Origin of the sequence: Virgibacillus alimentarius, assembly GCF_017874635.1 — a bacterium.
Lineage (GTDB): Bacteria > Bacillota > Bacilli > Bacillales > Amphibacillaceae > Virgibacillus_B > Virgibacillus_B alimentarius.
Genome location: NZ_JAGIKX010000025.1, coordinates 1 through 23404, shown reverse-complemented (window position 1 = coordinate 23404; position 23404 = coordinate 1). Strand labels below are relative to the sequence as shown.

The following is a 23404-nucleotide window of genomic DNA, read 5'->3' as shown; positions in this document are numbered from 1 at the left end:
CTAAGGGGAGATTCTAAGCCGTTGCTGTTTCTTTTCTAAAAAAGCTTTTCATTGCATGGTATACATCACGTTTTTCTTTTAGAATATAATGACGAAATTTAGGATTTTCAAATGTCTTATAGGCATTCATTAGAGTGGACCTGCGATTATACGCATTTACCTCCCCGTAGCCAAACATACTCGAAACATCCATGATCTCATTTACCAATTTGATACAGTTTGGATTATCCGATGTGATATTTTCACCGTCTGAAAAATGAAAAGGGTATATATTATAGCTGGACGGATGATATCTTTCATCGATTAGCTCTAAAGCTTTGTGATAAGCGGATGAACAGATCGTTCCACCGCTTTCTCCTTTTGAGAAAAAGGCTTCTTCTGATACGACTTTCGCTTCTGTATGATGTGCAATAAATGCAATTTCAACGGTTTCATATTTTGAACGTAAAAACTTTGTCATCCAGAAAAAGAAACTTCTCGCTATATACTTCTCAAAATTACCCATGGATGCACTCGTATCCATCATTGCTAGAACAACAGCTTTTGATTCGGGTTTAATGACGTCATTCCACGTTTTAAAGCGTAAATCATCATTATGGATAGGAGTTATTTTCGGTTTTCCCTCTTGTGCATTTCTTTTTAAAGCAGTTAAAATCGTCCGCTTTTTATCCACATTTCCCATAAGTCCTTTCTTGCGTACATCATTAAATTCCACATCATCTGTTATGATTTCTGCTTTATCCTTTTCCTGCAAATTAGGCAGCTCCAATTCTTTAAATAGAGCGTCTTCCAATTCCGCTAGTGATACTTCCGCTTCATAATAATCCTCACCTGGCTGATCTCCCGCCTTTTTTCCGCCTCCAACACCCTCTTTTCCATTTGGGTCACGAGCAACAAGATCACCGATTTCACTATCCCCATCACCTTGGCCCACATGCTTTGATTTATTATGATTATAACGTATTTTATATTCGTCTAACGAACGAATCGGAATTTTTACCTTTTCCCGACCATTCGACATGATAATACTTTCTTCACTGACTAAGTCGGGCAAATTATTTTGAATGGCATCTTTCACCTTTTCTATATGACGCTGTTGATCTTGATAGCCTTTACGATGGAGAGACCAGTTTTCCTTGGAGACGGCGAAACTACTTTTTTCTTCTTCCTGCATTCTATCCCCACCTAACTATTTTAAGAAAATTTTGTACTTTATTTATCCTATGCAAGCACAAACAAGTTATTGCATTTTTAGAGAACTTTGGGTAAAAAAATAACAAGACTCACGCGAAGATAAGTCTTGTTATTTTTTGTATCCTTTTTTAACTACCGATTGAGCAGACTTCCTACATAACGCAATAATTCATTCGCTGAAACAGAATTATAGCCATATTCATCAATTAATCTGGCAATCACTTCATTAATCTTCTTCAGCTGCGATTCATCTGGGGTTTGTGTGGATGTTGTAATCTTAACAACATCTTTTAAATCCGCAAAAAGCTTCTTTTGAATCGCTTCTCGCAAACGCTCGTGCGAATTATAGTCGAATCGTTTTCCTTTTCTGGCGAAAGCTGAGATGCGGATAAGAATTTCCTCTCGAAAAGCTCTTTTAGCATTTTCCGAAATACCAATTTGTTCCTCAATCGAACGCATTAATTTCTCATCTGGATTCATTTCCTCGCCAGTCAGCGGATCCTTTAGCTTGTTTTTATTACAAAACGCTTCCACATTATCAAGATAATTATCCATTAATGTTTTGGCAGACTCTTCATAGGAATAAACAAACGCTTTTTGAACTTCTTTCTTCGCAATTTCATCATATTCCCTTCTGGCAACTGCGATATAATTCATATACTTTTCCTTGCCTTCATCTGAAATAGACGCATGCTGATCAAGCCCCTCTTTTAGAGAACGCAAAACATCCAGTGCGTTTATCGAAGGAACTTCCTTGCGGATAATCGTTGAGGAAATCCGGTTAATGACATAGCGAGGGTCAATCCCATCCATTCCTTCTTCAGGAAACTCCTTCCTTAATTCATCTACATCAACCTGATTATATCCCTCCACACTTTCTCCATCATATAAGCGCATTTTCTTAATAAGATCAACGCCTTGTTTTTTGCTGTCATTTAGCCTTGTTAAAATGGAAAAGATAGCAGCAACTCGAAGTGCATGAGGGGCGATATGAACATGAGCCATATCACTCTCATTAATCATTTTTTGATAAATACGCTCTTCTTCACTTACTCGCAAATTATATGGAATAGGCATAACGATAATACGGGAATGCAGCGCTTCATTCTTTTTATTGGATATAAATGACCGGTATTCTGCCTCGTTCGTATGAGCAACAATGAGTTCATCGGCACTAATTAACGCAAAACGACCGGCCTTGAAATTCCCCTCCTGTGTTAAAGAAAGCAAATGCCAGAGAAACTTCTCATCACACTTCAGCATTTCCTGAAACTCCATCATTCCCCGGTTCGCCTTGTTTAACTCACCATCAAACCGATATGCACGCGGGTCCGATTCAGACCCATATTCAGCAATGGTTGAAAAATCAATACTTCCTGTTAAATCAGCAATATCCTGTGATTTGGGATCAGAAGGACTAAATGTTCCAATGCCAACTCGCCTATCCTCTGATAAAAAGATGCGCTCTACCTCAACATCTTCAATTCTCCCTCCATATTCTTTCTCAAGCCGCATGGCATTCAGCGGAGATAAGCTTCCCTCTATTCGCACCCCATATTCTTTATAGAAATCTCCCCTAAGATGATTGGGGATCAAATGAAGTGGATCTTCATGCATCGGACAACCCTTAATGGCATAAACCGCTCCTTCATCTGTTCTGGAAAACTGCTCAAGGCCGCGCTTAAGCATGGTGACTACGGTAGACTTTCCCCCACTGACTGGTCCCATTAATAATAAAATACGCTTACGAACATCCAAGCGTTTCGCCGCAGGGTGTAAATACTCTTCCACAAGTTTCTCAATCGCATCTTCTAATCCAAATATCTCTTTTCCAAAAAATTGATACATTTTTCTTCCATCTCGTTCCAACACGCCAGCATGCTTAATCATATTATAAATTCGTGAATGAGCTGTTTGTGCCACTTCTGGCCGCTCCTTCACTATATCTAAATATTCCGCGAATGTCCCTTCCCATTTTAACCGTTCTTCTTCTTCTCGGTGATTCCTAACCTTGTTCAGAATATCCATTTATATTCCCCTCCATATATGTCACGGTTTATACATCGTATGCAGGGGCAAGCCATATCATGCTGACAAAGTAATTTTACGAAAGGAGTACAGCCAGTTACTGCTCCCAGATGATTTGGCCAATCCCATGACAATCATAACCTAGAGATTGAAGCTCTTCCTTGAAATCAGCGTTATTTAAAACTTCCAATACATCGGAAATAAGCGACTGGTTCTTCCCGCTTTTCAGCATAACCAGGTCATAACTTTCATCAATCATCGGTATAAAATCGATAGCTGTTATTTTTGCGATCTGTTCAATCCCCACTCCCACGTCCGCTTTTCCATTTGCCACAGCAGAAGCGACAGCAAGATGACTCGTTTCTTCATTGTTATATCCCTTCAGCTCATCTTTAGAAATGTTATGTATTCGTAGTTGTTCATCCAAAAGGACGCGAGCCCCCGCCCCTTTTTCCCTATTGATCATTCTTATTTTATTGCTTTTGAGATCCTCCCAGCTACTTAGTTTATGCGGATTTCCCTTCGCTGTGTAAAGTCCTGCCCGCCGCTTTACGAATTGAACAACGATAAAGGAGTGGCTTACAAGGAACTTTCTTATATAAGGAATGTTATATTCGTTTGTGTCCCCGTCAAACAGGTGGGTACTGATAATATCAGCCCTCCCCTGATACATCGCAATTAAATTGTCTAAACTGCCGGCATAAGAACGAAGCGGACGATACTTGCTTGATTGCGCCTCCATTTTCTTCCCTAATATATCTAAGCTACTGTCCTGCCCGCTGATAACGATAGAGCTTGATGATTGCTGACTTTCTTTAGCAGGTGCAGCAAGTCTAGTTTCCTTCCCTCGGCTTTTATAATTCTCTAGCTCCTCCTGATCCACTCTCATTTGCCTTCCAACGCGATAGGCTTGCAACTCTCCCTTTTTTATTAAGTCATATACCGTGAGTTTGGAGACCTTAAGTAATTTTGAAATTTCCTCCGGCGTATACGATTCATTTTGCAGCATATGTTAAACACCCCTGAATATTGTTACTATTCTTATGTTATCATTTACTATTCATAGACTCCAAGTTATAATTAGATATATCTAGTTATAACTAATTATAACTTGGAGGGATACAATTGAATAAGGTAAAAATCATTTTATTCTTATTGTTGTTTGTTGTACTAGCTATCGGTTGTTCCAATAACAGTGAGAATACAGAAACAAAAAGTAATCGCACAGAATCAGAAAACAGTGAGGAAATGAATTTAACCATTTCCGCAGCGGCTAGTCTTACCGATGCACTTGATGAGATTAAATCAATCTATGAAAAGGAAAATCAAGTGAAACTCACTTTTAATTTTGGCGGATCCGGCAGCTTAGCTCAACAAATTCAACAAGGAGCTCCTGCTGATGTATTTATTTCCGCTAACCAGGACTGGATGGACACGCTTGAGGAAGAAGAGAAGATCATCGTAGATACAAGGTCGGATATAACCGGCAACAACCTCGTCTTAATTACTGGAAAATCATCAACGCTGGATTATGAAAAAGTGGAAGATATGAACGATAAAGATGTAGAGCAAATTGCAATCGGTAACCCCGAAAGTGTACCAGCAGGAAAATATACCGAACAATCCTTGAAAAACATGAAAATATGGGACAAACTCGAGGATAGCATTATATTAGCCAAAGACGTTCGTCAAGTGTTAACATATGTTGAAACTGGGAATGTCGATATTGGTTTCGTCTATGAAAGTGATGCAGAAACTTCAGACAAAATAAATAAACTCACCACCGTTGATAAGGATGTACATGATCCGATTATCTATCCTGGAGCGGTTATCGCTGATACAGAACATGAGCAAGAAGCAAAAGACTTTTTGAATTATATGGAAACTGATCAAGCCCAAGAGATCTTGGAAAAATACGGCTTTCAAAAGTAATAGGTGATTGTTTATGGATACGGTTAATTTATCGCCATTATGGTTATCTTTTAAAACCGCTGCTATCGCTACTGTTATTGTATTTATCACAGGTGTGATACTAGCCCGCATCATCGCACGCAATTCATTTCCAGGAAAGGGAATCCTCGAAGCGATCATTATGTTGCCACTTGTTCTACCTCCGACGGTTGTAGGATTTGGTTTACTTTGGCTCTTTGGTAAAAATAGTTTCCTCGGACGCCTTTTAATGGATTGGTTCGATTTTCAAGTTGTCTTTACATGGTATGCTGTGATCATTGCAGCAGTGGTTGTTTCCTTCCCATTAATGTATCAAAGTGCAGCAGCTGCATTTAAACAATATGATAAAAACGTAGAGAATGCTGCCTATACAATGGGAGCATCCAAATGGCGTGTCTTTTGGACAATCTCTTTTCCACTCGCATGGCCTGGGTTATTAGCAGGACTTGTTTTAGCCTTTGCCCGTGCATTAGGTGAGTTTGGGGCTACGCTTATGTTAGCAGGCTATATTCCTAATGTCACAGATACGATTCCATTAGCTATCTATTTTGAAGTAGAATCAGGAAATATGGAAATGGCTACGTTCTGGGTTATTCTTATTATCGCACTCGGATTCAGTGCTATTTTATGGTTAAACTGGTGGAGTAAACGAAATATGATGCGTTACTCCAGGCAGCGTAACAATGAATAAAGGGGTTTAAATCATGCTAAATGTGCATATCCGAAAAAGCCTTTTCCATTTTGAATTAGATGTGGAATTTGTTGTGAGAAATGAAATTGTTGTTTTATTTGGGGCCTCAGGGTCAGGAAAAACAACAATCCTTAACTGTATTGCCGGATTAAGCAAGGCAAACGAAGGCCTTATCTCGTTAAATGATAAAATCTTTTTTAAAGGGAAAAAATCACACGTTCCCATGCAGCAAAGAAAAATCGGCTATTTATTCCAAGATTACGCATTGTTTCCACATATGACGGTTTGGAAAAACATTTCCTACGGGATGAAATCAGAAAAATTAGCAAAAGATTTGATGGAAGAGCTAAATATCGGACATCTGATCCAGCAATATCCGCATGAAATCTCCGGAGGGGAAAAACAGCGCGTTGCTATCGCCCGTGCGCTAGCAACCGAACCACAGTTATTACTTCTAGACGAACCATTTTCAGCTCTGGATGATGAGACTCGAGCGAAAGGGCATCATGAATTAATACGCCTCCAAAAACTTTGGGGAATTCCTGTTATTATGGTTACACATAGCCATGAAGAGGCAAAAAAACTAGGTGATCGTATTATCTATATAAAGCGCGGGAAATTTCAAAGTACGAATGAAACTCAACAAAGCAAGGTATAGTCGCCTTGTTTTTTGCATTTTTATATAAAATATGTCATTTTTGAAAAGGATTTTTTGTTTTTTTCAAAATTTACGTTTATCATTAGTATAGACCCATATTTTTGGAAGGATTGCGTAACTATGTCTATGGAAACATTAATCTTCTTATTTTCTATTATGCTTATCATCGGAGTACTTACCACAAAATTTTCTAATCGTTTAGGCCTCCCTGCACTAGTTCTATTCCTATTAGTAGGTATGGGCCTCAACCAGTTTATATTCTTTGAAAATGTACATCTGACACAGCTTATTGGAATTATGGCACTGATCATCATCTTGTTTGATGGCGGTGCAAATACAAGATGGCATCATGTTCGTCCCATCCTTGCCCCAGCAGGCGTGCTGGCAACATTTGGTGTACTAATCACTTCCATAATTGTTGGGCTGGCAGCCAAGTATATTCTGGACTTTACCCTGCTTGAAGGAATGCTTTTTGGTGCTATTGTCGGCTCAACCGATGCAGCAGCTGTATTTTCTGTATTAGGCAATAAAAATATTAACAAGCGACTGACTTCTACACTCGAAGCAGAATCAGGTTCCAATGATCCAATGGCTGTTTTTTTAACGGTTGCCTTTATTGAATTGATTCAGATCCCTGAAAGTACGATTTGGTCTGCAATTGGTAGCTTCTTTTTACAAATGGGACTAGGATTGATCCTCGGTTTAGCCCTCGGGAAACTCATCGTTCTTATTATTAATAATATTAAGCTGGATACAGCTGGACTCTATCCCATTCTTGCAATGGGGATGGCTACTTCTACATATGTTATTACCGATACCGTTGGAGGAAGTGGTTTGCTTGCCGTTTATGTGATGGCTGTCTTTGTTGGTAATAGTGATTTAATGTACCGATTTACGATATTGCGTTTTAATGAAGGTTTTGCCATTATGATGCAAATTATTATGTTTATTTTGCTTGGATTGCTCGTTTTCCCAAGCCACTTGCCGGCCGTAGCCTGGGACAGTATCTTATTAACTGTTATTTTAATGTTTATCGCCCGTCCGGCTGCAGTATTTATCTGTATGCTATTCATGAAGTACAGCTTTAAAGAGAAGGTATTTATTTCTTGGTCTGGCTTAAAGGGCGCTGTTCCTATCGTGCTTGCCACCTACCCGATTATTGCTGATGTCGAAAATAGCCAATTGATTTTTAATGCTGTCTTTTTCGTCGTTTTAATTTCCGCGTTAGTTCAGGGAAGCACCTTATCCTGGCTTGCTACAAAACTCAATCTAACAGGCAATGGCGGAGCAGGAGTAAAACCAAGCCTGGAATTAATTACACTTGGACATACTGATTCTGAAATCATGGAAGTATCAATCACCGATCTCTCTCCTGCAGTAAATACTTCTTTAATTGATCTGGAATTACCAGATAATACGCTAATTATAGGGATTGTCCGTGACAAAGAGCTAATCACCCCAACAGGAAACTCTATTATCAAAAATGGAGATACATTGTATGTACTTGGCAACAAAAAAGACCGGGAAAAAGCAAAAGTCTCACTTATAGGAAAACCAAAGAAAAAAATGATGGGCATGGAATAAAGTCATCTTGCTTCCCTTCCACGCCTCCCATTTGTTTTTTCGAAAATTCCCACTTGACAATCAATAGGCAAACGCTTACATTTGTATGTAGAAGAAAATTAAAATCCATGGATATCTATGCGTTTATCGCTCTAATATCCTCCTATTTGGCAATCGGTATCATGCGTTCTGTTTAACGGAAGGAGTTTGAACCGCAGTTAGCCTCTAATTGATCAGAGGCTAACTGTGGTTTTTTTATTTTAATTCATGGTCCATTGTTATATCTTTATTATATCTCTGCATCTACGACTCAGCAGAAAAGCAACAAAAATCTTACAAGGGAGGATAAAGAATGGATGAAAAGCTAGGATTTTGGAAGTTGGGGGCATTTGGACTACAGCATGTATTAGCGATGTACGGCGGTGCAGTAGTTGTTCCTTTAATTGTTGGACCAGCAATTGGCCTCAACGAAGCAGAAGTTGCTTATTTGATTTCTGTTGATTTGTTTGCATGTGGAATTGCAACCTTTTTACAAGTAGTCGGTAATAAATTTTTTGGAATTAAAATGCCAATTGTGATGGGGGTTGCCTTTCAAGCAGTAGGACCGATGATAGCTATCGGAACCACGCAAGGAGTACCGTCCATTTTCGGTGCTATAATAGCAGCGGGTGCTATTATCATATTTTTAGCACAGTTTATGGATAAAATGATTCGTTTTTTTCCGCCAGTTGTTACCGGTACCGTTGTTGTCATTATTGGTACCTCACTTATTGGAGCAGCCATGGGCAATATTACCGGAGATCCAGATTCAGCTGGGTATGCTAGTTTAACAAACCTAACGCTGGCTACTATTACTCTTATCATTATTGTATTATTAAATCGATTTTTTGAAGGGTTTATGAAAGCAATTTCCATTTTAGCCTCTCTTGTAGCAGGTACAATTATTGCATCATTTATGGGATTAGTAGACTTCTCATCTGTTGGCGATGCTTCTTGGTTTCATATGGTAGAACCATTCCGATTCGGAGCCCCGGAATTTCACTTCAATGCAATTCTTAGTATGACGTTAGTTGGGATCGTTACGATGATGGAAGCTACAGGCGTTTATTTTGCACTTGCTGATGTTATTGAAAAAAAATTAGATGGAAGTGATATAAAGAAAGGATTACGGGCCGAAGGTTTAGCACAAATCGTCGGGGGTATTTTTCAAGCATTTCCTTATTCTACATTCTCACAAAACGTTGGTATCATCGCACTAACAGGAGTAAAACAAAGAAAAGTAGTTATTGCTTCTGGTGTTATTCTAGTAGGATTTGGCCTTTTACCTAAAATAGCTGCATTAACTTTGATTATTCCTGAACCTGTACTTGGCGGTGCAATGATTGCAATGTTTGGTATGGTGATGGCTTCGGGGATTCGTCAACTGTCTGTCGTAGACTTCAGACGTACAGAAAACTCTCTTGTTGTAGCACTTTCTATTGGACTAGGTTTGGGTGTGTCGATTGCTCCGGAAGTTTTCTCCAATGTCCCACAAGGCGTTCGGATTCTTCTCGAAAATGGAATTGTCACAGGCGGTTTTGCTGCAGTTATTCTTAATATTATATTAAATGGCGCTAAAAAACCGCAAAATGTAGGATCAGAAGCAGAACAACGTGCAGAAAGTGTAGGATAAAAAAACAATGAATCTAGTATCTAAGCAGAAAAGACCGAGTAATGAATACTCGGTCTTTTCTAGAGATATGAGAAATTTATTTTTCAAGGCCCATAATGGCTTTTGGTTCAAGATATTCTTCAATACCATAGAGTCCCCACTCACGGCCAATTCCTGATTTTTTAAAGCCGCCAAACGGAGCTCCGAAATCTTGAGGTGCATTATTAACCGTAATTTGACCAGCTCGAATTCCTAATGCAACCTTTTGAAGTGCTTCCGAATCTTCACCGACTACATAGCCAGATAAGCCGAATTCAGTATCATTTGCGATCTCGATTGCTTCATCAAGTGTATCGTAATAAATGACACATGAAACAGGACCAAAGATCTCTTCTTGAGCAATGACCATATCATTTTTAACGTCAGTAAATACCGTTGGCTTAGCAAAATAACCTTTATCTAATCCTTCCGGCTTGCCAGTACCACCTGTTAGAAGTGTTGCACCTTCACTAATACCCTTTTCAATATATCCTTGTACGGTATCCCATTGTTTTTGAGAAACGAGTGGTCCAGTAAACACTTCGCCTTGTGGATCACCTACTGGGAATTTTTTCAGATTATTTAATACAGCTTCTTCAAATTGCTCTTTTAGTTTACGCGGAACGAGCACACGTGTACCTGCAGAACATACTTGCCCTGTATTCATAGCAATATTAGAAAGTGCTGCTTTTGCTGCTTTGTTCATATCAGCATCTTCTAACACAACAACCGGTGATTTACCGCCAAGTTCAAGTGCAACTTTCTTGATTGTCTTCGCTGCTTTCTCCATAACAGTTTGTCCAACACCATCTGAACCTGTAAAGGAAACAAAGTCAATGTCAGGATGTTCACTAATGCCATTACCAATGACACTTCCAGATCCATTCACTAAGTTAAACACGCCTTTAGGAAGTCCAGCTGCTTCGAAAACTTCAGCAAGCAGCATTGCTGCAAATGGTGTCATGGAAGCAGGTTTTAAAACTACTGTGCTTCCCGCTGCAAATGCACTTGCAATTTTAGTAACTGTTTGGTTTGTCGGGAAGTTCCATGGCGTAATTAAACCACTTACACCAATTGAATCTTTCACGATGGTCGTTTTTCCGCGTTTTTCAGTAAAAGAAAAATCTTTTAATTCCTTTGCAGCTTGCTTAAAGTGAGCGTAGCCCATATTATAATGAACATTTTTAGAAATTTTACGAGGAGAACCAAGCTCTTCTGTAATAATTTCAATTAGTTCATCTTTTCGTTTTGCATACTCCTCAGCAATTTTCTCTAGTAATTCAATACGATATTCTTTCGTAGTTTGAGAGAAAGAAGGAAAAGCTGCACGTGCTGCTTTTACTGCACGGTCTAAATCTTCCTTTGTTCCCGCACTAATATGACCAATCACTTCTTCTGTCGCAGGATTAATGACTTCCATTGTTTCTGAGCCAGTTGATTCAACCCACTCACCATTAATATAATGTTTAAGATAATCACGCATAGCGATAAAACTCCTTTTCTAAAAAGTAGTATTGGTTGAAGTATTCGTGCTTTTCATATTATATTTTTGTTACGATTAATAAATGTGGCAGATCATGACAGTTAATCGCTTTCATTTACCCCAACCAAATCATTCCTGTCTAAATCATATCAAAAATTTCAAATAACGCAATAAAAACGCAATAAATAATTTTATCATACATTTGGAAAATAATGTTACTTCTATTTTAAATATAGTACCCAAAAAATAGATTGATAGCATTTATTTCGGAATTAAACCCTAAATCCTATTTTTAAGCGTATTTTCATAAACATCATAGTCTTCCTCAGAAAACAGCACCATCGCTACTTCTTTAAATTTATTTTGGTTCAGGAAGTTCCCAATTTCCCTGAGGGCTACCCTTGCCGCTAGATGTACGGGAAATCGGTATACCCCTGTTGAGATAGATGGAAAAGATATACTTTTTAACCCTCTCTCTTTGGCAAGTTTTAAAGCATTTTTATAACAATTTGCTAAAAGCTTCTCTTCATCCTCATCTTGTTTCCATACGGGCCCCACCGTATGAATGACATATTTTGCAGGTAAGTGATAGCCGCTCGTAACAACTGCTTCCCCTGCAGGTAAGTAAGCTCCATGTAATGTATCCTGACGAATTCTTTTGCATTCCTCCAGAAAACCACCACCCGCCACACGATGAATTGCACCATCTACACCTCCACCACCTAAGAGCGAACCATTGGCAGCATTGACGATTGCGTCTGTTTGCTGTTTTGTGATATCTCCCATCAGCAACTCTACATAATTACCATTCATCTCCACTCGCATACGATCACCTCCGATCGATTTCAACCTATCAATCCATACATTACTGTAAAAAGTGACTCCCCCTTTCTTTTGGAGAGCCACTTTAGCTACCCTTCTAAAATCATATGTTTTGCATGTTCGATATCCGATGTTGGCTGATGACAAGAGAAGTTTTCACAAACATAAATCGTTGTTTTTTGATCGATTTGTTTATACGCTGCTGCAAATGGCGCTATACCTGAAAAATGATCTGCCTGATCCGATACAATTGCTGTAACATTTGGCAAAAACTTCTCGTGCAGCATTTCCAGGAGCTGTTTTCTTTCCGGCGCATCTGCCGCTCCTAGGACAACAACTTCTTTTGTCGGATTTTCAGTCAGCAATAAACTTTGCATGAAATAGGCACTAGCTAGGCCATACCCATCCAAATCCTTAAAAAAGGTATAATACATTTCTTCTACTTTATCAAGATATTTAAGTTCACCCGTTAAATATCCTAAACGCATGAGCATGACTGCAGCAACACTGTTGCCTGAGGGAAGTGCACCATCATAGATTTCCTTTTCCCGGGAAATTAATACCTCACTGTCATCTCCGCTGAAATAAAAACCCCCATCTGTTTCATCCCAGAATAAACCGATCATTTGATCAGCAAGCTCTTTACCTTTTCGCAAATAATCTATGCTAAAAGATGTGTTATACAGCTCAACGTATGCCCACAGCAAAAATGCGTAATCATCGATATAGGCATTGTACTTCGTCTCACCATCCCGATAACGGGCCATTAAACGCTTTCCATGATAAAGGTTTTCTTCAATAAATTGCATCGCTTCTTTTGCCGCCTTGATCGAATGATTATCTTTGAAAACCCTTCCTGCCTTTGCAAATGCTGCGATCATTAATCCATTCCAGCTTGTTAATATCTTGTCATCCACATGTGGATAAACTCTTTCTTCGCGGGCTTCTAGAAGCTTTTCTTGCGCATCTTTTAATTTTTGCCTTAATTTTTCCTCGGTCAGTTTATTTTTCTGAGCAATTTTCCTTAAATTGTTTCTTAACAAATTCGGGATGTTTTTTCCTTCAAAATTTCCATCCGGTGTAATGTCATAGACTTTTGTATATAATTCGCCAAGTTCTTCACCAAGTACACGGAAGATTTCTTCATAGCCCCATACGTAATATTTACCTTCTACTCCTTCTGAATCGGCATCAATAGCGGAATAAAATGCATCCTCCGAACTTTTCATTTCTCTTAGAACAAAGGCAATAATCTCTTTACTTATTTTTTCATAAATCGGTTTCTTTGTAATCTGATAACACTCCGTATATGCCATTAGGAGCAGTGCATTGTCATAAAGCATTTTTTCAAAGTGCGGAACCAGCCATTCTTGATCTGTTGCATACCTTGCAAATCCGAATCCAACATGGTCGTAAATACCACCAGCAGCCATGGATTGTAATGTTACTTCAGCCATTTGCAGTGCACCACTTTTTCCTGTGAAATGATAATACCTGAGCAAAAAAAGAATATTTTGTGGCTGTGGAAATTTCGGCGCACTACCAAAGCCACCATTTGTATCATCAAAACTTTTCTTAAGCTGCTCATATGTTTCATCCACAGCTTCTTTCGTCAATCGTTCACCACTCTTTGATTGTACGGTCTGTTTCAAGGCAGCTGTCACACTGTCTGTCACTTCATCGATATGGTCTGGGTCGTTGACAAATCTAGCGTAAAGCTGTGTGAGTGCTTCTTTGATACCTGGCAGACCGTACTTACTTTCTTTTGGAAAATAGGTGCCCGCATAAAAAGGAATTTTATCCGGCGTCATAAATATCGTAAGTGGCCAGCCACCGTGACCTGTCATCATCTGACAGACTTTCATATATACAGCGTCAATATCCGGACGCTCTTCCCGGTCTACTTTGATGGAAATAAAGTTCTCATTTAAAATTGCTGCTACATCTTCGTCTTCAAATGATTCATGCGCCATCACATGACACCAATGGCAAGTCGAATAGCCAATGGAAAGAAAAATAGGCTTGTTTTCCTGCTTTGCTTTTTGAAATGCTTCTGTACTCCAAGCGTACCAATCGACAGGATTGTAGGCATGCTGAAGCAGATATGGAGATTTTTCGTTGATTAATCGATTGGGCGCATTTTGATTAGCCGGCATATGATCACTCCCTCATCTTTACTTTATATAATTATCGTACCCAATTGAGCAGGTGGGATACAAATCCTTGGGCTTATGTTGATTAGAAACAGGGACGAACTTCGTGCTAGGGAGTCCATTCATAGGTGGGTGAAGCTAAGTAATAGACGGGTCTGCAAATGCATATGCACCTGCGTAAGGTAAAGTTGATGGGTGATATGGAAGTAACTTGGGTGGGTTTAGATGGAGATTGCGCGAGTGGCAGGCGTTATTGCTCGACTTTGCATGAGGGTTGCGCGAGTGTCTTCCCCTATTGCACGACCGCCCATGGATATTGCACAAGTCGCTCTCCTTATTGCGCGTCTTCACCCGGGCACCGCGCGAGTGGATGTATATCCCAATATCACACCGTATACCTGTTAGTCTCCATTATCTACAAATATGGTCAACACTTTTGCTCCCTGATTATCAACGGGGATAAATAAGTGGGTATTCGTTCCTTTAAAATAGGCTGTGTCTCCTGTTTCCATATAATGTTTTTGACCATCGTAATGAAGATAAATGGATCCTTCCAAAATATAAATAAATTCATCTTGTGAATGGGTATATGGATCATGCCGTAAATTGGTGTCTTTTGGTGTAACATGTACAATGGTTGGTTCAATGCTGGAAAACTTGGATCTGTTTGCGAGCAATTCATATGTATAACCCATGTTCTCATTGCCTAAGCTAATCTGTCTTTTTGATTGCGGCAAGATCATAATATCTGTTTCTGGATTATCATCGAGCACCCAGGAGAGCTGGATATCAAGTGCGTCACTGATTTTTGATAATGTGGCGACAGCTGATGATGTTTGGCCGTTTTCTATTTTTGATAACAAGCTTTTGGAAATACCGCATTGATCCGCTACTTGCTGTTGTGTTTTCTTCTTTCGGAGACGTACTTGTTTTATTTTTTTACCGATACTATCTAGTTTAATGGTGCTTCTCCCCTTTCATCCTTGTGGCATTGCTTAAACATACAGGTTCTGTTTTTATTTTATTTAAAATCGGGTATAATGAATACAGAAACGCACATAGGATAGTAAATGACCGTTGGCGAAATTGCACCAACGGCCAAGTACAATAACCCTTAAAGGGGCGGCTCGCGTTTTAAGAGGGAAAATAACCACTCTAACTGCTTACCCGGCTTATAGAGTGGTTATTTTTTAGTTTGCGACAGTATTGTCACGACCAATGTCCCGAATGAGATCATCAGGAAAAGCGTTTCAAATACTGTCATGAGGCATCACCCCCTTTTCAGAAAGGGAGCGAGCCACCACCCGTAAAGCCTTATTGTACATTTCTTATGTTAACAGAAAAGTGAAACAAGAAACAGAGGAATCCATTTCCGGGTTTGTGTCAAGCTTTTCTCGGTACCCTTATAATACCAATATTTCTGGCGCTTTTTTTTACACTTTCCAACTGCCGCGCGATTGTCATCACTTGGTAGCCTGGCATTTTGAGTTACGTTCTATAAACCAAGAACCTAACACAAAATGTCAAGGGGATTAACTAAAGCTCTTAGCTAGTTTTCCAATGGCGGGTGAGAAAGATGCATACACGGCAATCGAACCTTGTTTCGCGCCGATGGACGGACGAATGGTTGATGTAGATAAGCGGACATTCGAACCACCTTTTTAATCTCTCTCTGCTTTCTTGCGCTTCGATTTCTCTAGCGCTTGTTCCATAGATATTGTTACAAATGCCATCTTAGATAAGCTAAATATCATGGAATTCTCAAGTGATTTTGTATATGAAGAACATTAGGAGGCTTGTTTCATTAAGAGTTAACTTTTCTTGATTGATTTTATCGCATAACCAATTCGTCGTATACATATAAAAGTAGTTAATCTGTTATTTAAGCCAAATTCCGTTACATTCGGGTCTTTGGCTTTTTTATATTTAATTTCACTTAATATACAACTTATTTCTTTTAAATTTCCTGTATTACCTTGCCCTAGATTCGCTGGTACTACCCCTACTTAATAGTAATCATACTAATAATGGACGAACCTTGCTTTAAAAATAATCGATAAATAATCCTCATCTATGTAAAGGTGGGGATTATTTGCTGCTTAAAATAGCGTAGAAATTCCTACAATTATCCATTCACCAAAAATTTATAAAATAATAAGTCAGCGAATTAACTATATCCATTACTGTAATGTATTAACTTTACAATTTTTTTACATTGGTTTCATATGAGGTTAATAAACTAGTTTTATAATAAAACCAATGAAAACAATAAAAAACCAATATAAACAACATAAGGTGGTATGAGGAATGGAAACTTTCAGAAAGAAAAGACTTGCTACGGTACTATTAGGTGCAAGTATGTTCGCGTTGGTGGCTTGTGGTTCAGAGGAAACAACCAATGGTTCGTCGATTGAAGATCCGAATGCTTTATCTTTAGAAAAAATTGAAGAGAAAGCAAAAGAAGAAGGTGAAGTAAATAGTGTTGGCATGCCAGATACATGGGCGAACTGGGAAGAAACATGGAAGGAAATTACGGATGAACATGGAATCAAACATACCGATACCGATATGTCGAGTGCCGAGGAAATTTCTAAGATGGAATCGGAAGGAGAAAACGCAACGGCTGATATTGGAGATGTTGGCATTTCCTTTGGCCCGATTGTAGAAGAAAAAGATATTACATTACCATATAAAACTTCCTATTGGGATGAGATTCCCGATTGGGCAAAAGATGATGATGGGGATTGGGTTGTTGGATATCAAGGAACAATTGCTTTTATAACCGATAAAGAACAAGTGAAAAATACACCAACATCATGGAAAGATTTGCTTGAAGGAGATTATCTAGTCAATATTGGCGATGTTCAAACAGGTACGCAAGATCAGATGGCAGTGCTAGCTGCGACGATTGCCTTCGGTGGAGATGAAACGAATTTACAGCCGGGACTTGATTTTTTTGCTGAAATAGCGAAACAAGGAAGATTAAGTACAGCCAAAAGTAACAATGTTGCTGGGATGGAAAAGGGAGAAATGGAGGTTGGCATTATGTGGGATTTTAATGCTTTAGGGTATGCAGATGAGGTAGATCGTGAACAATTTGAGGTTACTATACCGGAAGAAGGCTCTGTCGTCAGTGGCTATGCGACGATTATTAATAAATATTCGAAGCATCCCCACGCAGCAATGTTAGCAAGAGAATTCATTTTGAGTGATGAAGGACAAATTAATCTTGCTAAAGGTTATGCTCGTCCTATTCGCGATTCTGTTGAACTGCCGAAAGAAGTAGAAGAGAATATGGTTCCCAAAGAACAGTATGCGAATGCTGTGCCAGTAAGTGACCATGAAGCATGGGAAGAAACGGCAAAAGAATTACCAAAATTATGGCAAAGTGAGGTTCTTGTTCATGTCAAATAAGCTGATCGTTGTTGTTATTGATGGAATGCGTTATGACTTAGCAGTTGAAAATTTAGGATATATCGAGCATTTAGTTGATATCGGAAAGGCAATGAGCTGCCAAATAAAATCAGAATTGCCAAGTCTTTCCCGACCACTATATGAGGTGCTGTTAACAGGAACTCCAAGCTCTGTTAATGGAATTACATCCAATGGTTCCATCCAGTTATCGAAACAGGAGAGTCTTTTTCATTTAACGAAGAAACATGGATTAATCAACGCAACAGCTTCCTATTATTGGGTTAGTGAATTATATCATCGTGCTCCTTTTCATTTTTTAGAGGACCGTGAGCAGAGAAATCCAGAAAACGTCATTCAGTATGGGAAATTTTACTGGGAAGATCATTATCCGGACGGTCATTTATTAATGGATGGAGAAGTTTTGAGACAGCAAGTAAATCCTGATTTTTTATACATTCATTCGATGAACGTGGATGATGCAGGGCATAAGTATGGAAGTAATTCAAAGGAATATCGTGAAAAAATTTTGCAAGTGGATAATTATTTATCCGAGCTTATCCCAATTTGGCAAGCAGCAGGATATCAAATTGTTGTTACAGCTGATCACGGAATGTCGGAATGGGGGCTTCATGGTGGAACAACAGATGTAGAACGAATGGTACCTATATATGTACTTAGTGAACATGTTCAAAAGGGAAGGTTTGATCATGTTATTCCACAATTAGCATTTGCACCATTCATGTGTCAATTATTAGATATTCCAGTGTCTGAAGTGATGCAGGAGTTGCCTGAATTGGTGACAGCACTGCTGGCGAAGAAATAGTGGTCGCCTATTTCTTCTGGAAAATAAGGGAGGTATTTTCATTGTCTCGTTCAAAGGTTTATGCGTTACTTGGGCTGCTCCCGTTCGCCATATTAATTACCGGATTTTTACTGGCTCCACTTGTCAATATGATTTATCAAAGTTTCCAATCTAATGAAGGAACATTTAGTTTAGAACAATATATAAATATTTTCAGTGATCCCTTTTATCTGCAAGCCATCAAGAATAGCTTAATGATTTCCATTATTTCGGCAACGGTAGCAATTGTCATTGCAGCTATTGGAGGATATTCGATATCAAGGCTGTCTAATCGCGAAAATAAAGTAATGGTTATGATTACCAATATGACATCATACTTTGAAGGAATTCCATTAGCTTTCTCGTTTATCATCCTGTTAGGGAATAATGGATTATTTACGTTACTCTTTTCACAGCTTGGTCTAGATATTTTTAGTCAGTTCAATTTGTATTCTTGGATCGGGTTGATTGTCGTGTATATTTATTTCCAAATTCCATTTGCGATTATGCTTTTATTACCAACCTATCAAGGGTTAAAAATGGAATGGCGCTATGCTTCCAATCTGCTCGGAGGCAATTCCTTTTCCTATTGGGTTCATATTGGCATTCCAATTTTACTGCCTGGAATTATTGGGACGTATACGATTCTTTTAGCCAATTCATTAGGAGCTTATGCAACGGCTTATGCTTTGGTCGGTTCAACCTATAATTTACTGCCATTGCAAATTGGTTCATTGATTGCAGGAGATGTATTTTTACAGCCTCATTTAGCTAGTGCATTAGGTGTCGTATTGGCATTAATTATGATTGTTGCACTTTGGATTAATGGACGGGTCATGCGCAAGATTAGGAGGGATTTGGATTGATTGGGAAACGGAAACATTTATTTATTGTTATTTTATTATCTATTTATCTTTTGCTTCCATTATTAGGAACATTGCTATATTCATTAGCGGATAAATGGAGTGATAGCATCCTTCCGGAATCATGGACATTCTCATGGTATGTGATGTTGTTTCAAGATACTCGCTTTTTAGAAGCATTATCTCGTTCGATCTTTGTCATTGCTTCGTCCGTTCTAATAAGTTTAGTTGTGATGCTACTTGCCATGTTTGTAGTCGTCATTTATTTTCCAAGCAAAGAAAAATATCTTAAATTGGTTTCCATGATTCCTTATGGTGTTCCAGCAATTGTTTCTGCTATTGGATTATTAAACGTTTATTCTTCAAGTAGCATATCTATTGTTGGTACTCCGTGGATTTTAATCGGTTCGTATGCGATTATCATTATGCCATTTGTTTATCAAGGTATTCGCAATAGTCTTTATACAGTAAATGCGGTGGAACTCATCCACGCAGCTGAATTGTTAGGTGCAACGAAGATAAAGGCGGTTATCTCTGTCGTGCTTCCGAATATCATGAAAGGAATTCTCGCTGCGGCACTTCTTTCCATCGCTATGTTATTTGGTGAATTTGCTTTAGCCAATTTATTAGTTGGTGGGCAGTATGAAACACTGCAAATCTATTTATATCAGAAGTTCAGCAAAAATGGCCATTTAACAAGTGCCATCGTTATTTCGTACTATATCATTATTATGGTCGTAACTGGATTACTCATTCAATTTCAGCAACCAGGGATAAAAAAATTCCATTTCGCAAAATTACGTATCCCTAGGTTTCATAAAAGTCAGATTCAAAAAAAGAGAGTAGAAGGTGACATCCGATGAGTTATGTAAATGTAGCATCCGTAAAAAAACAATATGGAAATAAGACTGTTTTAAATAATATTTCATTTACAATTAAAAAAGGTGAATTTGTCACGTTGCTAGGGCAAAGTGGGTGTGGAAAAAGTACATTATTACGCGCAATTGCTGGAATTATTGATATCGATGACGGGTTCATTTCGGTCAACGACAAGGATATCACACACTTGCCATCGAGAAAACGAGAGATTGGAATGGTCTTTCAATCCTATGCGTTATTTCCAAATATGACAGTTTCCCAAAATATCGCCTATGGGCTGAAAATGAAAAAGATCGGAAATAAGAAAAAAGATATGAATCAAATGATTGAAATCATGGGATTAAACGGGCTAGAAAATCACTATCCACATGAACTATCAGGTGGGCAACAACAACGAGTGGCACTTGCACGGGCATTAATTTTAAAGCCCAAAATTTTATTATTGGATGAGCCATTAAGTGCCCTCGATGCAAAAATTCGTAAAACATTACAGGAAGAAATTAAACGCATCCAAAGAGAGATGAACATAACGACTATTTTTGTAACACATGACCAAAAAGAAGCGATGATGTTAAGTGATCGAATCTATGTGATGAACAAAGGTGTTATTGAGCAAGCTGGTACACCAGAGATGATTTACACAAGTCCAAAAAATAAATTTGTTGCTGGGTTTATTGGGTCTTATAATATTTTAACGAATTCGGAATGGAAACAATGTATAAATGAAAATTTTGATATTAGCACAGCCAACATCGCAATTCGTCCGGAAAGGATAACCATGAGTGCAAAGGACGCAGAAAATTTCGATCATACGGGGAATTTCACACTGGGAGGAAGAATTCGCACGAAAACGATTATGGGGAGTTTAGTTCGTTATCAAGTTGATGTAAAGGCAAAACGTATTCAAGTAGAGCAATTGTTTCAGGATGGGGAATACTTTGAAGAAGGAGATACGGTTAAACTATTAATCCCAAAAAAAGCTTGTATTACATTCGATTAAAAGGTGAGAGATGAATATGGAGACATTTCCTGAAGAGAGAAAACGATGTATTTTGAATAAATTAAAAACGTCACAAAAAGTAAAGGTCTCGGAGCTATCTGAAAAGTTCCATATATCGATGGAAACCGTACGCCGTGATTTAGCTGTATTAGAAAATGAAGGGCTAGTCAAACGGGTTTATGGCGGGGCAGTAAGCGGAACTTTTCACCACGGGGAGCCACCATTACTAAGTAGAAAAAAAGTAATGGAGGAAGAGAAAAAACGAATTGGAAAACAATCAGTACAGTTGATTCAAGATGGGTCTACGATCGTGATTGATGTAGGGACAACCGTTCTTGAATTAGCTAAGGAAATCAAATATAAAAATGATATTACGATTCTAACGAACTCACTGCCAGTCGCTAATTTGCTTTTGAAAGGATTGAAACATCAATTTTTTTCTGGTGAAGTTATTTTGCTTGGAGGCCAATTAAATCCAAAACAGCATTCCATATCAGGAAAATTAACAGAAATAGTATTGGAACAATTTAATATTGATCAGGCTTTTATTTCTGTTGGTGGAATTTCATTGCAAAATGGCTTAAGTGATTTTGATTTTAATGAATCAATGATTTCTAAAACGATGATTCGTGTTTCAAAGGAAATTATTGTGTTAGCAGATTCTTCGAAATTAGGAGTAGATGCTTTCTGTAAATTTGGTTCCTTAAACGATGTAGATGCTATTGTATCTGATGTTCCATTACCAGATTCGTGGCAAGAGAATGCATTAGTGAAAAATATAGATTGGATTTTAGCAAAATAAAGGAAGGATATCATGACTATAGATTATCATGTTCATTTAGAAGAAGGACCTTATTCAACAAACTGGATTGCCCGCAGTGCGAAGGCACTGGAATTCTTCTCACAGGATCGGGCTCATTCTTTTACATGGATGCAAGACTTACTAGAAAAATTAAATAATAGAGTAAAAGAAGGGTGCTATTCGGAAAGATGGCTTGATCTTTATTTAGAAAGAGCAAAACAGCTTGGGTTAAAGGAAGTAGGGATCGTGGATCATTTATATCGTTTTCATGATGCGCTCGATTATTATAAAAAACATATGTATCTAAAAACAGACAAATTAGGAAAAATGCAAATAAAATGGCTCAATCAAATCGCTGTTATGCCATCGATGGATCAATTTATTGCATTCATTCAATCGCAAAAGGAAAAATGGGCAAACCAAGGTGTTCATTTGAAACTTGGAATCGAAGCGGATTTTTTCCCGAATGGGGAGGAAGAGTTGAGTAAATTAATTACTGACAAACCATGGGACTATGTTATTGGATCTGTACATTTTGTAAAAGGCTGGGGTTTTGATAATCCAGATGCTGCTTATTTGTTTAAAAAAGAAAATTTGATGGATTTATACAAACTACATACTTCCTATGTTTGCCAATCGATTGAATCGCAACTATTTGATATCGTCGCACACCTAGATAATTTGAAAGTTTTCTCTTATAGACCAGACGAGCAACTGCTTAAGGATTATTATGAAACGGTTGCTTCCACATTAAAGAATAATAATGTAGCATCTGAGGTGAATACGGGGTTATCTTATCGTTACCCGATCAAAGAATCTTGTCCAAGCTTGATTTATCTTCAAACACTAGCGAACTATCATATTCCAATGACACTATCATCGGATGCCCATTATCCAGATGATTTAGGAACCAACCTTGATCAAGCGAAGGGCCAACTGAAAAAATATGGGTATGAAAATATCGTTGCCTTTTCCAACAGGAAACGGTATAACATACCTATTGTTTAAGCAAATAACCGATCCGCAAATCCTCTTGGTCCATATATCTGAACAAGCCAAAGTCTTCAAAATTAATTAACAAAAAAGTATCGATAACTGTGTAAGTGAGAGTGTGTACAGCTTTTACTTCGCAGTTTCGTTTTTAATTGGTAGAATAGCAGTTGGTAGTACATGCTTGAATTTGTTTCCAAAAATCCGCAGTTGGTTGGGTTGTCGTAATCGCTATCGGGTTACGTAGGGATACGCGCTTTCCACTCTTATCCCAGCCTTCATAAAGGATGGATAGGCTACACTTAATTAGACAGATTCGTTAAGGTCATATAAACTTGGTTCAAGAAAAGTCGGAGGAGAATCAAAAATGGCCAACAAAAGAA

20 protein-coding genes are annotated in these 23404 nt (G+C 38.3%); 12 read left to right on the top strand and 8 right to left on the bottom strand.

The annotated features are described in order from the left end of the window. Positions 1-13 precede the first annotated feature (13 nt). From yhbH to J2Z81_RS11750, 3 genes are all read right to left on the bottom strand, one after another. The gene (gene yhbH / locus J2Z81_RS11760) at positions 14-1174 is read right to left on the bottom strand and encodes a sporulation protein YhbH (protein WP_029267567.1); all 1161 of its coding nucleotides are present in this window, start codon (positions 1172-1174) and stop codon (positions 14-16) included. Between the two features lie 152 nt (positions 1175-1326). Continuing rightward, the gene (locus J2Z81_RS11755; RefSeq protein WP_029267565.1) at positions 1327-3222 is read right to left on the bottom strand and encodes a PrkA family serine protein kinase; all 1896 of its coding nucleotides are present in this window, start codon (positions 3220-3222) and stop codon (positions 1327-1329) included. A 97-nt stretch (positions 3223-3319) separates the two neighbouring features. Beyond that, the gene (locus tag J2Z81_RS11750) at positions 3320-4231 is read right to left on the bottom strand and encodes a substrate-binding domain-containing protein (protein ID WP_029267563.1); all 912 of its coding nucleotides are present in this window, start codon (positions 4229-4231) and stop codon (positions 3320-3322) included. A gap of 116 nt (positions 4232-4347) precedes the next feature. Between J2Z81_RS11750 and modA the strand changes: the two genes are divergently transcribed. The 5 genes from modA (at position 4348) to J2Z81_RS11725 (ending at position 9756) form a co-directional block, all read left to right on the top strand. Further along, a complete protein-coding gene (modA, locus tag J2Z81_RS11745) occupies positions 4348-5154 on the top strand; it encodes a molybdate ABC transporter substrate-binding protein (RefSeq protein WP_226371408.1) in 807 nt (268 codons plus the stop codon). Positions 5155-5167: 13 nt separating this feature from the next. Next, positions 5168-5863, top strand: a complete 696-nt coding sequence (gene modB, locus J2Z81_RS11740) for a molybdate ABC transporter permease subunit (protein WP_029267559.1) — start codon at positions 5168-5170, stop codon at positions 5861-5863. A gap of 13 nt (positions 5864-5876) precedes the next feature. Then, on the top strand, positions 5877-6521 hold the full coding sequence (locus J2Z81_RS11735) for an ATP-binding cassette domain-containing protein (protein WP_029267557.1): 645 nt from the start codon (positions 5877-5879) through the stop codon (positions 6519-6521). A 120-nt stretch (positions 6522-6641) separates the two neighbouring features. Beyond that, on the top strand, positions 6642-8105 hold the full coding sequence (locus J2Z81_RS11730; protein WP_029267555.1) for a potassium/proton antiporter: 1464 nt from the start codon (positions 6642-6644) through the stop codon (positions 8103-8105). Between the two features lie 331 nt (positions 8106-8436). Next, complete coding sequence (locus J2Z81_RS11725) at positions 8437-9756, top strand: nucleobase:cation symporter-2 family protein (protein WP_029267553.1); 1320 nt, start codon at positions 8437-8439, stop codon at positions 9754-9756. A gap of 76 nt (positions 9757-9832) precedes the next feature. Here the strand turns inward: J2Z81_RS11725 and J2Z81_RS11720 are convergent, their stop codons facing one another. From J2Z81_RS11720 to J2Z81_RS16240, 5 genes are all read right to left on the bottom strand, one after another. After that, complete coding sequence (locus tag J2Z81_RS11720; protein WP_226371407.1) at positions 9833-11257, bottom strand: aldehyde dehydrogenase family protein; 1425 nt, start codon at positions 11255-11257, stop codon at positions 9833-9835. Between the two features lie 279 nt (positions 11258-11536). Beyond that, a complete protein-coding gene (locus tag J2Z81_RS11715; RefSeq protein WP_226371406.1) occupies positions 11537-12082 on the bottom strand; it encodes an O-acetyl-ADP-ribose deacetylase in 546 nt (181 codons plus the stop codon). A gap of 86 nt (positions 12083-12168) precedes the next feature. Continuing rightward, positions 12169-14235 carry a thioredoxin domain-containing protein gene (locus J2Z81_RS11710; RefSeq protein WP_226371405.1) on the bottom strand — a complete coding sequence of 689 codons (2067 nt, stop codon included), beginning with the start codon at positions 14233-14235 and terminating at the stop codon, positions 12169-12171. A gap of 398 nt (positions 14236-14633) precedes the next feature. After that, positions 14634-15167, bottom strand: coding sequence for a helix-turn-helix domain-containing protein (locus J2Z81_RS16090; RefSeq protein ID WP_226374307.1), 534 nt, complete (start codon positions 15165-15167; stop codon positions 14634-14636). A gap of 248 nt (positions 15168-15415) precedes the next feature. Then, positions 15416-15496: a putative holin-like toxin gene (locus tag J2Z81_RS16240; protein WP_226374306.1), complete on the bottom strand. Its 81-nt coding sequence runs from the start codon at positions 15494-15496 to the stop codon at positions 15416-15418. A 1043-nt stretch (positions 15497-16539) separates the two neighbouring features. On the opposite strand from J2Z81_RS16240, the gene J2Z81_RS11700 reads away from it, so the two are divergent. The 7 genes from J2Z81_RS11700 to J2Z81_RS11670 are packed head-to-tail and all read left to right on the top strand — an operon-like array spanning position 16540 to position 23039. Then, entirely contained in the window at positions 16540-17646 is a 1107-nt protein-coding gene (locus tag J2Z81_RS11700; protein ID WP_226371404.1) for an ABC transporter substrate-binding protein, read from the top strand. Further along, positions 17636-18469, top strand: a complete 834-nt coding sequence (locus J2Z81_RS11695; RefSeq protein WP_029267542.1) for an alkaline phosphatase family protein — start codon at positions 17636-17638, stop codon at positions 18467-18469. The genes J2Z81_RS11700 and J2Z81_RS11695 overlap by 11 nt, the downstream gene beginning before the upstream one ends. Before the next feature lie 41 nt (positions 18470-18510). Then, positions 18511-19353, top strand: coding sequence for an ABC transporter permease (locus J2Z81_RS11690; RefSeq protein WP_226371403.1), 843 nt, complete (start codon positions 18511-18513; stop codon positions 19351-19353). After that, complete coding sequence (locus J2Z81_RS11685) at positions 19350-20213, top strand: ABC transporter permease (protein WP_084179024.1); 864 nt, start codon at positions 19350-19352, stop codon at positions 20211-20213. Before J2Z81_RS11690 ends, J2Z81_RS11685 begins: the two co-directional genes overlap by 4 nt. Next, a complete protein-coding gene (locus J2Z81_RS11680; RefSeq protein ID WP_029267536.1) occupies positions 20210-21229 on the top strand; it encodes an ABC transporter ATP-binding protein in 1020 nt (339 codons plus the stop codon). Before J2Z81_RS11685 ends, J2Z81_RS11680 begins: the two co-directional genes overlap by 4 nt. Before the next feature lie 16 nt (positions 21230-21245). After that, positions 21246-22031, top strand: coding sequence for a DeoR/GlpR family DNA-binding transcription regulator (locus J2Z81_RS11675; RefSeq protein ID WP_226371402.1), 786 nt, complete (start codon positions 21246-21248; stop codon positions 22029-22031). Positions 22032-22043: 12 nt separating this feature from the next. Beyond that, entirely contained in the window at positions 22044-23039 is a 996-nt protein-coding gene (locus J2Z81_RS11670) for a histidinol phosphate phosphatase domain-containing protein (RefSeq protein WP_029267532.1), read from the top strand. Positions 23040-23404 lie beyond the last annotated feature (365 nt).

What these genes read in the sequence shown, in the direction of transcription:
- yhbH (WP_029267567.1), bottom strand. Translation starts at nt 1,174, where the DNA reads ATGCAGGAAGAAGAAAAAAGTAGTTTCGCCGTCTCCAAGGAAAACTGG.
- J2Z81_RS11755 (WP_029267565.1), bottom strand. Translation starts at nt 3,222, where the DNA reads ATGGATATTCTGAACAAGGTTAGGAATCACCGAGAAGAAGAAGAACGG.
- J2Z81_RS11750 (WP_029267563.1), bottom strand. Translation starts at nt 4,231, where the DNA reads ATGCTGCAAAATGAATCGTATACGCCGGAGGAAATTTCAAAATTACTT.
- modB (WP_029267559.1), top strand. Translation starts at nt 5,168, where the DNA reads ATGGATACGGTTAATTTATCGCCATTATGGTTATCTTTTAAAACCGCT.
- J2Z81_RS11735 (WP_029267557.1), top strand. Translation starts at nt 5,877, where the DNA reads ATGCTAAATGTGCATATCCGAAAAAGCCTTTTCCATTTTGAATTAGAT.
- J2Z81_RS11730 (WP_029267555.1), top strand. Translation starts at nt 6,642, where the DNA reads ATGTCTATGGAAACATTAATCTTCTTATTTTCTATTATGCTTATCATC.
- J2Z81_RS11725 (WP_029267553.1), top strand. Translation starts at nt 8,437, where the DNA reads ATGGATGAAAAGCTAGGATTTTGGAAGTTGGGGGCATTTGGACTACAG.
- J2Z81_RS11720 (WP_226371407.1), bottom strand. Translation starts at nt 11,257, where the DNA reads ATGCGTGATTATCTTAAACATTATATTAATGGTGAGTGGGTTGAATCA.
- J2Z81_RS11715 (WP_226371406.1), bottom strand. Translation starts at nt 12,082, where the DNA reads ATGCGAGTGGAGATGAATGGTAATTATGTAGAGTTGCTGATGGGAGAT.
- J2Z81_RS11710 (WP_226371405.1), bottom strand. Translation starts at nt 14,235, where the DNA reads ATGCCGGCTAATCAAAATGCGCCCAATCGATTAATCAACGAAAAATCT.
- J2Z81_RS16240 (WP_226374306.1), bottom strand. Translation starts at nt 15,496, where the DNA reads ATGACAGTATTTGAAACGCTTTTCCTGATGATCTCATTCGGGACATTG.
- J2Z81_RS11700 (WP_226371404.1), top strand. Translation starts at nt 16,540, where the DNA reads ATGGAAACTTTCAGAAAGAAAAGACTTGCTACGGTACTATTAGGTGCA.
- J2Z81_RS11695 (WP_029267542.1), top strand. Translation starts at nt 17,636, where the DNA reads ATGTCAAATAAGCTGATCGTTGTTGTTATTGATGGAATGCGTTATGAC.
- J2Z81_RS11680 (WP_029267536.1), top strand. Translation starts at nt 20,210, where the DNA reads ATGAGTTATGTAAATGTAGCATCCGTAAAAAAACAATATGGAAATAAG.
- J2Z81_RS11675 (WP_226371402.1), top strand. Translation starts at nt 21,246, where the DNA reads ATGGAGACATTTCCTGAAGAGAGAAAACGATGTATTTTGAATAAATTA.
- J2Z81_RS11670 (WP_029267532.1), top strand. Translation starts at nt 22,044, where the DNA reads ATGACTATAGATTATCATGTTCATTTAGAAGAAGGACCTTATTCAACA.